This is a genomic window from Rhizobium sp. 3T7, assembly GCF_020166565.1.
Taxonomy (GTDB): Bacteria; Pseudomonadota; Alphaproteobacteria; order Rhizobiales; family Rhizobiaceae; genus Rhizobium.
This window is the reverse complement of sequence record NZ_JAIQXS010000020.1, coordinates 15,453-27,889: the sequence shown is the minus strand read 5'-3', so window position 1 is coordinate 27,889 and position 12,437 is coordinate 15,453. Positions and strand designations below refer to the sequence as shown.

General features: G+C 56.3%; 7 protein-coding genes and 1 pseudogene. 5 read left to right on the top strand and 3 right to left on the bottom strand.

Translation table 11 applies throughout. From position 1 onward, the window contains the following. Nucleotides 1–24 precede the first annotated feature (24 nt). Entirely contained in the window at nucleotides 25–885 is an 861-nt protein-coding gene (locus K9B32_RS22840) for a class I SAM-dependent methyltransferase (protein WP_224566275.1), read from the bottom strand. Nucleotides 886–1,163: 278 nt separating this feature from the next. Here K9B32_RS22840 and K9B32_RS22835 point away from each other — a divergent pair, with 278 nt between their 5' ends. Further along, complete coding sequence (locus K9B32_RS22835; RefSeq protein ID WP_224566273.1) at nucleotides 1,164–1,445, top strand: hypothetical protein; 282 nt, start codon at nucleotides 1,164–1,166, stop codon at nucleotides 1,443–1,445. A 352-nt stretch (nucleotides 1,446–1,797) separates the two neighbouring features. Continuing rightward, nucleotides 1,798–2,571, top strand: a complete 774-nt coding sequence (locus K9B32_RS22830; protein WP_224566271.1) for a class I SAM-dependent methyltransferase — start codon at nucleotides 1,798–1,800, stop codon at nucleotides 2,569–2,571. Nucleotides 2,572–3,177: 606 nt separating this feature from the next. Here K9B32_RS22830 and K9B32_RS22825 read toward each other — a convergent pair. Together K9B32_RS22825 and K9B32_RS22820 are read right to left on the bottom strand one after the other, a co-directional pair. Beyond that, complete coding sequence (locus tag K9B32_RS22825) at nucleotides 3,178–3,474, bottom strand: hypothetical protein (RefSeq protein WP_224566269.1); 297 nt, start codon at nucleotides 3,472–3,474, stop codon at nucleotides 3,178–3,180. A gap of 342 nt (nucleotides 3,475–3,816) precedes the next feature. Next, a complete protein-coding gene (locus K9B32_RS22820) occupies nucleotides 3,817–4,356 on the bottom strand; it encodes a Pycsar system effector family protein (RefSeq protein WP_224566267.1) in 540 nt (179 codons plus the stop codon). A gap of 112 nt (nucleotides 4,357–4,468) precedes the next feature. Here K9B32_RS22820 and K9B32_RS22815 point away from each other — a divergent pair, with 112 nt between their 5' ends. The 3 genes and pseudogenes from K9B32_RS22815 (at nucleotide 4,469) to K9B32_RS22805 (ending at nucleotide 11,761) form a co-directional block, all read left to right on the top strand. After that, nucleotides 4,469–8,245 (top strand): TonB-dependent receptor domain-containing protein, encoded by a 3,777-nt coding sequence (locus K9B32_RS22815; RefSeq protein WP_411969738.1) that lies wholly within the window; start codon nucleotides 4,469–4,471, stop codon nucleotides 8,243–8,245. Further along, nucleotides 8,245–10,230, top strand: a complete 1,986-nt coding sequence (locus K9B32_RS22810; RefSeq protein WP_224566263.1) for a CHASE2 domain-containing protein — start codon at nucleotides 8,245–8,247, stop codon at nucleotides 10,228–10,230. The genes K9B32_RS22815 and K9B32_RS22810 overlap by 1 nt, the downstream gene beginning before the upstream one ends. A gap of 593 nt (nucleotides 10,231–10,823) precedes the next feature. Beyond that, nucleotides 10,824–11,761, top strand: a pseudogene (locus K9B32_RS22805) (IS110 family transposase). Nucleotides 11,762–12,437 lie beyond the last annotated feature (676 nt).

The following is a 12,437-nucleotide window of genomic DNA, read 5'->3' as shown; positions in this document are numbered from 1 at the left end:
CGAAGCCGTTCCGGTAATTTTTTCTCAGGTGCCGGGCGGTTCCGGTGGCGGCGGGATTAGCTTCGGCTCTTCCGATGGCCAGGTAGAGTCATCCCAGTTTGGCGGACCAAACGCGATGATGTCATGGTTATTGCCCCACCCACGCTCCTTATAATGGTGCACGCGAACGCCGGGGATTTTGAAGACGATCTCGAGGAGCGTGCTCGGTCTGGTTACAGACAGGCCATAGCTACCCTCAATGAAATCATGCGACTGTCCGCTCTGATAGTCGGCGTAGCCGTATCCCGTCCTGAGGTACCCATCCATAATCACCGCCCACTTACCATCGTCGATGTAGGGCGTGTGGTAGTGCAGCTTTGGGGCAAACCGCCCGTGGAATGTCGCGACGATAATGCCTTCGCCTGTCAATTGCCGTGACAGGAAGGTCAGCCACTGCTCGGTGATCTCGCGAGATGTGTGGGTAAACAGGCTGCCGATCCAGATCAGATCATACTTGGTATCAAATTCGACAGCCGTCAGATCTTCATGCGAGACAATGGGCCGAGCTCCGAATGCCTTGGCGCAAAACTCAACGCCTTCCTTATCAAGGTCGCAGGCATCGATCGTCGCGTCCGGGAACATCGCCGCGAGGTGACGAAGCACGCGGCCGTGGCCACACGGCATATCGAGGATAGTCTTGACTTCTGTAAGCTGGCTGGCCTGTACCGACTCTATGATGGCTTCCATAGCGGAGGCGCCGACCCAAAAGTAATTGTGGCCGACCATCGTCTCTGTCGGAGACATCGTCGCGTCAACCTTCGAGAAATCGTAGGTCGATAGCATCCTCTTCAGCAAGTCGAAGGACTTCAGTCGCTGTTGCGCGTCGTTCGGGTCTAGTTCAGCCATGTCGCGTTCACAGAAAGGTTGGGAAGGCACAAAAACCCACAGGCACCGTGTCTACCGGAGACAACCATAGATGTCTATGCGGCCTAGATCCTTTACCGGTATCGGACCCCACCGAACATCCATTTTGACGTCCCGCCACCGAGAACGGGACTACCCGTATGACTTTCCAGAACATTTCACTTCCTTGTGTAGCAAATAGCCAAAAGCGATAGTTGCATTGCGGCAGAAAATGCTCTTTAACGCCCTCGGTTTTTATTACTCAAGGGCGTTGCATTCGCATGTTCGACGGACTGACCGAATCTGAAGTAAAATTAGTCAACACCGCAATCTTATGGGGCCTTGGTGTAGCCCGCGGCATTATGTATTTCCTGGTTGCCCTGACTCTGATCTCCATGAACACCTATGGGGTAGATCACGCGTTTTTCCTGGCGTTCGTCATCGGCCTTCTTGGTGTCGGATCAGCAACGACACGAGTTAGCCTGATCGCTATCGTCGCCCTACTCGCCATGGTCATCCTTCCGGTACCAGCAGTCGAAATGATCCGCCACGCGATCTCCTAGAGCAGATCTGCTCTTCCGTGAATCCCATCTCTGCAAAGCCAGTATCCGTCAGTAGCAGGTTGTAGTTGGCGATCAGCCGTCCACCGAGCCCGAGCTCACGATCGGTGCGCTCATAGTTGGCATCCGAGGTCGTCTGCACGAAACCACGGCCGTAAGGGACCTGGCCGCCATTGCGCGCCGGTACACCGTACTTGCGACGCTGCCATTGCCGTACTCGGCGATTAAGATAACTGCGCGTTGGAGCGCAGCTGGTCCGCGCTTTTTGCGTCAATTTTACGAACCGCCGATTGTTGCTAAATGTCTCTGCTGCCGATACTTGTATCAAGAAGCGTTTATGGAATAGGAGGGAGCGATGGGATGGATGGACAAGTTCAGGAGGCCTGCGCCTCGGCATGACCAAGATCTGGTGTGGCTAGATAAAGCCACCTTCCAAATTGGTGGCCAGAATATAACCCTTGATTACGAATATGGTGGCAGCAAACGAAAGTCCGCTCGTTCCGATTTCACGATGATGAAGTCTCGCGGTTTTCTTGATAACTACTTGCAGCATAAGGGAGAGGATTTCAGGCGAATATTGGAACTTGGCGTCTACCAAGGCGGCTCGTTCGTTTTTCTCGATCAAGTCTTCAACCCAGAGCGGATCTCTGCTGTCGAACTCTCAGATGTCCCAATACCCGCGCTGGACACATATGTGGCTTCGCGGAATGGAAAGGCGAAAGTCCACTACGGCACCTCTCAAGACAATGTGCAACGCCTTGGGGAAATTATAGCGCAGGACTTCGGCGGCGAGCTGGACCTCGTAGTTGATGACGCGTCACATTTCTATGACCAGACCAAAGCAAGCTTCAAGGTAGCATTCCCGAAACTGCGGCCCGGTGGACTCTATATCGTTGAAGATTGGAGCTGGAGCTTTTTGAACGACTACCAACGGCAAGACCACCCGTGGGCGGAGCATCATTCCCTTGCCAACTTGGCGATCGACCTCATGGAGGAAATGGCGCTGAAACGGACCATAGAAGACGTGGTCATCTCAGCGCACATGCTGAAAGTCAGACGATCGAATGAAGCTGTGACAGGTGTATTTGAAACCGCCAATCGCCGGAACAGACCGTATCAACTTCTCTAAGCTTACGATGCAGTGGTCTACGGCTTCAAACTCGGTCGCTCGTTCCGTCGAATAGATCTTTTGGCAGGCTTGCGGAGCGTTACAATCAGATACTTTTTTTGAGACGACATCGCAATCAAGTCATATAGGCTGCTGTCCATGTGGGGAGTAGCCGAAATGAACTCTGAAGCGCACGACTATGTGCATCAATGCGACTGGCACAGCATCGCCATGGTGCTGACAATGCCATTGGCCATTGCCGCGGTTTCATTTGGATGTCAGTTCTTTTTGTAGAACGATACGCCTAGGCGACAGGCGACGTACCTTTCGACGCCCAGCCCCTTAGCGCCGATGCGTGATGGGCGGCTCGCGCAGCCTGTTCCGCCGCCGCCGACTAGAGCGCTGTGACGTTGCGGCTGTAAACAGTTCCCGTCCCGATTTCAGTGATGAAGCCTTGGTAAGCCGCCATGCTTGCATACGGGAGCGCGGCCGGAACCGTCGCCGCGACGTTGCCGCCGTAGACAGCAAGACTCGCCTATTGGCCACCCCCTGTGATGGGGATGCCTGAACCATAGAGTGGCGTGAGGTACTGCAGTTCTGCTTGGAACAGGGAAAGCGTCCCAGTCGTCAACCTAACAAAGCAGAGACAGCATTTCCATTGTGGGTTTTGAAGCGAAAACCTTGAATGTTGCAGGCCGTAGAGAGGAGGCTGAAAAGGACGTTGGAATGATTGCCGGACCCTTCCATAAGCAAATCCAGCTCGATCTGCTCCATGCCAAGACGCGAGCTGTCAGGGAATGCAATCTCCAACTGCGGCTGACCGTAGCCCACGATGTACGAGCAATCGAAGTTGAACTGCTGCGTACGTGATAGATATACGAGGTTTTTCGTCTGACGGCGGATGCCACTCGTATACGTTCCCAACGAAGTCGTGTCCACGTTAATTGTAACGGCGGTTGCAGTGATTGTAGCAATTTCCGCCGACGTTCGCGAAGACAGCCTCATCTTCGACCGCGAATTGGTGCCCTGGCATAGTGATCACGCCGCTCGCCGGATTCGTGACGCCAGTGATATCCACGATGTTTTCGTCAACAGGAAGATAGCGGAAGTCGCAATTGATGACCTTGTTGTTCATGAACGAAGTCGGCCCAGACATGACCTACTTCGCAGCAGACCTGAAGATGATCGAGGGAGAGGCCGCCCTGATCGCGGTTGCTTCCCAATAAGAGGCCGTTATCGGCGGGGCTAAGCGACGGCTTTCGGCGACTAAGTGCTCACCAGTAGGAGGATGTAGGCGATCACAGTGACCATCAATGCCCGGAACGCGTAGCTCACACAGCGGTATTTTCCACGCGCTATGGTCGAAAGGATATCCGCATTCTCGACGTATTGCTCGAACAGATAGCCCTTATCGCGCTTCGTTGCCGCCTCGCGAAAATGACCACGATGCTTGGACCAAGCTCCCCAGAACAGGGAAGTCGAGGAGTTCACGTGACGCGGCAAAACCACCAGAATCGCTGAGAGGATGGAAACGATTGATGCCAGTGCCAAAGCGCCAGAGAGAAGTATGCCCTGTGGCGAGCCTTGGGCATAGCGACCCCAGGTAAAGACCTCACGTCCCTCGCTGGAAGTTACTAAAAAGGCGAGCATAAAAGTAAAGATATAGGCGGCCTTCTGATCAGAAATTTTGATTTGGTCGTAAAATATGTCATTTATCTTCTTGATGTGGTCAAGATATTCCGAACTCACATCATCGGCCGAAGGTGGGCTGATCAAATAATCCGAGGCATTCTCAAAATCACTCACACCGCACCCCCGCGCTAAAGTGTTTCCTTGATATTACACCTGCCATGCAAAGCAAGTCTGCCTTCTGATGTCCACTTGACTTTTCAAGTATAGGTAGACAAATCCTTGCAATATGAGGGGTAGATTTGCGAGATACGCGTGCGGGGGCACGGCGATCATGGTGGCCGCGTTGTGCCTGGCGCAGCCGGCCGTGGCGGAGCCTCTTCGGCGCGCGGCGCGGGCTGCAGGCTCGGTCATTGACCGCAAGACGGGCGAAGAAGTCCGCTTCATCGATCTTTCCAGCTGGCAGAACGTCGCCCTTCATCAAGACCTGCTCGGCGGCGACGTGCTTCGCACCAATGCCAATGGTCAGCTGGCGATCTTGTTTGCAGACCACACGCAGGTTCGTCTGGGCCGCAATTCCGCCCTGCAGGTCAAACAGATGGCTGCCGATGGCGACACGGTTCTCAATCTGCAATCTGGCACGATGTGGGCACGCGCGCAGCGCGGTGGTCAGGGACTGACAGTGGAGACACCGGCAGCAGCCGCCGCCATTCGCGGGACCGACTGGACGTTGACGGTCAAGGGCGACCAGACCTCGTTGATTGTGCTCGAGGGGCGGGTCGAGCTCAAGAACGAGCACGGCAGTGTCGAGGTCGCACAGGGGGAAGGGGCGGTCGCGACGATCGGGCAGGCACCCCGCAAGCTGGTCATCGTTGCCCCTGACGATCGCCAGCAGATGCTGTTTTATCTGACACTGCGCAGCGGCTTTACGTTCATGCCCGCTTCGCCGCTGCCGATGCAAAAGATGCGATCCGAACGCAGCCGCATCGAAGCCAAGGCGCCGGAAGCAAGAACGTCAGAGGACTGGCTGACACTTGCCGAAGTACAGATGTCGTTCGATGGGCGTCAGCCGGCGCTCAAGTCGTTGGCGAGAGCTCGGACACTCAAACTTTCAGTCAGCCAGCGCGCCCGCGCCGATTTGATCGAAGCCCTGATCGCGGGTGCAGAGAAACGCTACGACGATGCGGCAAAACTGTTTTCGCAGGCTGAGTCGGCGCTTGATCCGCAGCGTCGCAGCATCGCTGCCTACGGAGGCTACTATTCGCGCTCGCTACGCGACCCCGATCATGTGGAGAAGCCGCCAGCGACGATCACCGGTCCCTATGCTGCGGTGATGAAGGCGTATACGGCCGGCTTCCTCGAAGACATTCCCGCCGCCATCAAAACGATGAAGGAGGCGGAAGCCCGTTACCCGACGGATTCGCGGCTGCCGGCTCTGCGCGCACAGCTTGCCATCTTGATCAACGATCAGGTCCAGATGCGCGAGGCGATCGAGCGTTCGCTTTCGATCGATCCCATGGACCCTGATGGTTTACAGGCCCGCGCTCGCATGCGCGCCGACTTCGAGGGGAATCTTGAGGCCGCGCTCGAAGACCTGAACAACGCGCTGAGAGTCGCTCCAGGCTCGTCGATGGTTTGGAATGATCTCGGTCTTTTGCAGGATGCCCGGGGCGCCAGCCGCGAAGCGGAGGCTGCGTTCAAGAAGGCGATCGAACTCGATCCGGACGATCCGGTCAGCCATGCCAATCTCGCTGTCCTTTATCTCGATCAATCGCGTATGAAGGAAGCCAAGCGGGAGATCGACCTGGCATTGGCCGCCGATCCAGCCTTCGACGTGGCACTTCTTGCGCGCGGACGCTACTATCTCCAGTCAGGAGAACGAGAAAAGGCGATCGAGGACCTTCTCGCGGCATCGACGGCCAATCCGAGCTATTCGCAGGCGCAGCTAATGCTCGCGGCAGGCCACTATGAAAGAGGCGAGCGGGATCCTTCAAATCAGGCTCTCGAAAATGCCGATCGACTGGATAAGAATGACCCGGCCATCTCTGCGTTTCGAACCGCAGTTGCCATTGATGACTACGACGCTGATGGAGCGATCGCAAACGCCCAAGAGTTTTTAAGGCGCGCTCGCGCTCGCGGGGGAGATTTCAGCGCACTGGGAGCCAACCAGGATGCCGGCTCCACGCTCAACAACGCCTTTCGTCTGCAGGGGCTCGATGCCTGGGGGCGGTACTATGGCGATGCGGTTTTTGACCCGTTCGAAGGCAGCGGCTTTGCGGATCAAGCACTCAAAGGCAGTATCAACCCTTTCAAGAATGCGATCACCTTCGGAGATAGCGTGATTGAAAATACGAGTAACGCAACAAGCTTTTCGTCTCTGTTTCAAGGATTGCTGCTCGACCCGCACATGCTGTCAGGCCGGTCGAGATCGGCCACGTTGCTGCGCACGCCGTTTATTGAAGGCTCTGTTGGCGGCGGCATAAATAGCGTCGGCGGTCACACTGGACGGGTCGGTGAAGCCGAGATCCAAGGCTTTGCCAACCAGACGATACCCATCAGCTTCTTCGGCAATTTCGAGTGGGAGGAGATACCAGCTGAAGGAAGCTATGCGGACTTTGGCAATTTTTCCACCGAGAACAAATTGCTGAGCGCCAATGGCTATATAACGGCCACTCTCACCCCAGAGGATCGCGTGGTCGCGTTCGTCAATCAGGGCCGGAGCGATTTTGACCTGAATTCGCTGACGCTCGATCCATCGCCGTCGATCCGGCTTAACGCTGAGCTCTTCATTCCTTTTTTTCTGGTGCCAGTCGCACCGCCGGAATTGCCGCTCTATCGCACTCAGCACAACAGTCTGGATAATCTCAACAGCGGCATAGGCTGGAGCCACACCTTCGGATACCGAAATATCGTGAACGCCGCGCTTCTCTATTCAGAGGTGAAGTCGGAGAGTACGAACGACTTCGTGTTCGACCAATCAGCCGTGCCATTTCTTGGAGGGCCACCGCCGGACCTAGTCCCCTTCGGGCAAACCCGGGAGAGCCTATCGTCCAAGAGTTATGTCGCGGCCATCAGCCACAGCCTGGGCGCTGATGATGGCCTGACTTGGCGATACGGTATCGAGGGTGGATGGATTGATGCCCATCGCAGTAGCTTCGCCAAGCTTTTTGAGCTGTTCCCCCTCTTTGTGCCCGATATCACGGACGGCCCGAACGAAGCGTCCAGTCGAACAAATCTGGCCCGTGCTTACGTAGACCTGCTGCACGAGATTACGCCAAACCTGACGGCAGAATACGCCCTGCATGCAACGAGACTGGATGGAGATGGTGTTGACGTCAGTCGCCTGGAGCCACGATTGGGCGTGGCTTGGACTCCGGTCGAGGATCAGTGGCTGCGCGCCGCGTTCATGCGCCAGAGCGTCGAAACAGGCGTACCGACACTCGCCCCAATCGGCATTGTCGGACTGCAGCCAAATCAGATTGCTGTCGGGATCGATGGCTATATCGATACTGTGGCCTTGCAATGGGATTCGCAATGGACCGATAAGTTCTTCACGTCCATGAGCTATCAGCACCAAGAATTGCATGATCTTACGATTGGATTACCGCTGACGGCACTGCCCGCGATTGATAGCCTGCCTCTGGAAAGAGGCAGTATTGATCGGGCAAGCATCACAGCAAATTTTGCGCTGGGGAATGGGTTCGGTCTCTCAGCGACATACGCCCGCATGGAATCGGAAAACGAGGATGAAGCAAGCGCAAACTTTGGCGGGGCACTTCCGTTCATCCCGCGCAACTCAGGCCAAGTGGCGCTCACCTGGGTCAATGAAGCAAAGGTGAAAGCGACGATCGCCGCCAATTATATCGGCAGACGAGACGGCGACGACATCGGGACACAGCTTGATGACTTTTGGACGCTTGATGCCAACATGATTTGGGAGCCGTTCGACAAGCGCTTTGCTCTTGAGGTGGCAGCATTCAACCTGCTTGACGAGGATTTTGAAATAACCCCGGGCGTTCCTGGTTGGGGTCGTGCCGTAAAGGGCACTTTCAAAGTTCGGTTCTGATGAACAAGGCCCCGACTCCTGGTCAATCTACAGAATCTCTCGGCTGGCCGTTCAGCAGCCGCAGCCTGCGACTGCTTGTCCTCATTCTGGTGACCCTCATCGGAATCTCCTTGCTTTCGCGCCTGCCGGCGTGGCCGCTGCTGGAGCTTAAGTCCTTCGACTACTTGTCGACGGTGGACGGCCTGCCGCCGCCGCAGGATGGGCCGGTCATTGTCGCAATCGACGAGCCTTCCCTTGCGGCGATCAATGCGCAGTGGCCTTGGCCGCGCAGCCTGCATGCCGAATTGATCCGACAACTACGAGCAGCCGGCGCAAAGGCGATCGGCCTCGATATCATCATGGCGGAGCCCTCGTCAGTCGAAAACGATGCGGCGATTGTCGCCACGGTCGGCCCGGATATCGTGCTTGCCGGCGACGAGACGCTCATCCAGACCCCGCAAGCCGATCAGCTGGTGAGAGCGACCCCACTGCCTCAACTGACGGCAGCCGGTGCTCGCACGGGCATAGCCTCGATCGAGCTTGGTGGGGACGGCGTCTTCCGGACGGTCCCCCCTTACGAAGACGGCTTTGCCGTCACGCTTCTGCGGGCTGCCGGCAATGATGTTGACACGATCCCGTCGAACTCAATGATCCAGTCATTCGGCCCGGCGCGTAGCTATCCAACCGTCTCCTATTATCAGGCCCTCGACCCGAAGAACTTCCTTCCTGAGGACACTTTCAAGGATCGCGTAGTCCTGGTCGGCCTTAGCCTGCAGAACGCACCGGAGATCGATAAGGGAGGCGCTGACGCCTTTGCCACACCGTACACGATGCATACGGGTAAGCTTACTGCTGGCGTCGAAATCCAGGCAACGATCTACGATAATCTTCGCCAGCGGATGTCTATCACTCGCATGGGCAGCGTGCCGTTTGTCGGCTTCGTCCTGCTTGCGGCCGCGCTCGCTGCAGCAACTGTTTGGAAATCCACCGGTTGGCTAACACTATTAGCAACCGTCGTCGCGATCTGCGCATTCGCGCTGCTCTCCTATGCCGGTCTACGCTTCGGCCATTTTTTCGTATCACCGTTAGGGCCGACCGTCGCCTTTGTGTCCGTCGCCTTCGGACAAGCGGCTTTCGATTTTGCGGAGGAGCGCAGGAACAAGCAACGCATTACCCGAGCGTTCTCGCAGTATATTTCGCCCGATCTCGTCAAAAAGCTCTCTGACGATCCGTCGCAACTGAAGCTCGGCGGAGAAAGACGAACGCTGTCGGTCCTCTTCTCCGACGTCCGTGGCTTCACGACGATTGCCGAAACGATGAAGGACGATCCGGAAAGGCTGACCGGCTTGATCAACCGGCTGCTGACGCCGCTCTCCGATATCGTCATGGATCACGGAGGTACGATCGACAAATACATGGGCGACTGCATCATGGCATTTTGGAACGCTCCGCTCGATGACCCCAAGCACGCGCTCCATGCTGTTCAAGCATCGCTTGCAATGCAGACCGCCATTGGAAAGCTTAACAAGGAGCTTGAAGCAGAAGCCAAAGCAAGCGGCGCACCTCTGCATGTGCTGAAGATGGGCGTCGGCATCAACACGGGTGAATGTGTCGTCGGCAACATGGGGTCGAACCGGCGCTTCGACTACTCCTGCCTCGGCGACTCGGTCAATCTCGCCTCACGGCTTGAAGGAGCATCGAAGAACTACGGGGTGGCTATTCTGCTCGGGGAGGAGACCGCGCGGCTTGTCAGCGGGCGTTACACCGTCGTCGAGCTTGACCGTATTGTCGTAAAGGGCAGAACGGTACGGTCGCCTGTCTATACGATCGTTGAAGATGCTCGGCCCGAGGACCTCGACGTGCACACGGATTTTCTCTGGGGCAAATACAATAAAACTTTGGGCGCTCTGGATAATATTTTCGACAGATTGGAAACAGCCATTCCTTCTCTCCGACTTTATTATTCAATCGTGCGGGCAGAACTTTCTCGCTCAACAGATGATTAAGATCACCCCGAAGAGACCGCCTCTAGAATAATATCTTTACGTTTGGCAGTAGTGTGCATAGCGTAGTCACTCGCTGGAAAGTTGATTTTTCAGCTTGCCCGATGCCTAGTTCTCGCTAGGTTAGCTGGCGCAACAAATGCGATACGCGGTAATTGACGGTACAGATGTCTGTATAGTCGCCGCTTCTTGGCAGAAGCAGAGTGCGAACGCCAGTTTTCCTTGCACAGGCAGTTGGCAATGAGGAACCTTCGAGACGATATGTGAGGATCTCAGCACCGTGAGGCCGTCGGCGCGCTCGATAGCGACGGTCCATTCAACGTCAACCTTTCCTATCACGGTGACAACGTTCGCATCCGCGACCTGCATGCCGGCCTAAAGCATAACTTCGCTTGTCTTATGAGTTTCCTGCTTCTTGTGAGAGAAAGAAGCGCCGGCGAGGGCGGCCACCCTCGTCCAGCGATGGGGGACGGATCGAAATCCCGCGGGCCGTTTAGGGGGCCGGGCTAGAGTGTGATCGCCCCCATCTTTTCCAATCGTCCTGAACGGATGCCCAGGGAACAAGCCCTGGATGACAAGCAGAGGAGGCGGAAAAGATGACCCAGATTACCATCGGTGCCGACATCTCGAAAGATCATATCGACCTGTATCGTCTGCCGGATGGCAAGCGACTGCGCGTTTCCAACGATCGCAAGGATTTGCCGCAAGCCTCAAATGGATCGGCGGCGCATCCGTCGCACGCATCGTCTATGAGCCGACCGTCGCCTATCACAAAGCCTTCGAACGAGTCATGACGGCTCAGGGCCTGCCGCTTTCCAAGGTCAATCCGCCGCTGGCCCGAAGGTTTGCGGAGGCCACCGGCAGGTTGGCAAAGACGGACCGGATCGATGCCGAAATCCTGACCCGCTACGGCCAGTTGCTGCAACCGCGCCTGCTGACGGCAAACCCAGCAGGTCTCGGCGATTTAAAGGAGCTATACGCTGCCCGCCTGGCGCCGGTGAAGGACAGGACCGCCATCAAGAACCGGGCGAAAAATCTGACGCAACCACTGCTCAAACGGCACAATGCCGCCCGTCTCAAGCAGGTCGAAACGCAGCTCAGGCAGGTCAATCAGGCGCTCATGGCCCTCATCCAGGCCGACGACGCTCTCAAGGCGCGCTTCGACATCCTCGTCTCCATTCCTGGCCTCTCGACCATCGCCGCCTTCACACTCATCATCGAAATGCCGGAACTGGGCGCGCTTGAGGAAAAGCCGGCCGCCGCCTTGTGCGGCCTCGCACCGATCAGCCGGCAGTCCGGACGATGGACCGGACGCGCTTTCATTGCCGGCGGAAGGGCCATCGTCCGGTAAGCCCTCTACATGCCGGCCCTCGTCGCCGCTCGTTTCAACCCGGACCTCAAAGCCAAATACCGCTCGCTCATCGCCAACGGAAAACCGCCCAAGGTCGCCATCACAGCCATCATGCGAAAGCTTGTTGTCCTTGCAAACGCACTCCTGCGCGACAACAGAAAATGGACAGAAAAATCCGCTTGATTAAAACGGATGCTCTAGATTGTGCGTGACAATGCGGGATGCGCCGCTATCGCATTCGTCCTCCTTCTCCTCGTTGTGACACGAGGGGCAGTTCTTCAATCTAGACGTTGAACGCGTGTTTTACAATCTGAGGGCTTCATTTCGATTGTCGCAATATGTATCTGGTGGATTGAATTGCCTCATGGTATTCAAGCGCCTCTAATTTGGAACGTAAGCAAATTTGGAACGCGCAAAATGCGACAAATAAATGATGAGGAAGCTGTTCTCAATTTGATTGGCGATCGAGTCTGGAATACCGAGCTGGCCTTCCAATACCTCAAGGCTGTCGGCATGGCCGACACAAAGCGCACTGCCGAGCGACGGTTGCATGAGCTGGGCATTCTGCCGGCAGCTCTGATAGCCGAGGATTTGCGGGATGAATTCGGAGAGAAACTCATACAGAGTGTTTTGAATTCCGATTTAGAACGGCAGCGCTCCAAGCGAACACTTGTTCTATTCGTGCAGATTTTCGAGCGAGCGCAGTCCGCGTGCCTGCATGCCAACGACGCCCGAGGATCGCGTATCTGGGTGCCCATGGCAACGCCGGTTAGCTCAACCGAAGTTGAGACTGCATTGAGAAAACTGCGGAAGCATGTCGGCAAGCCGATTGCGGTCTTTCCGCATGCAGCTGTGACAA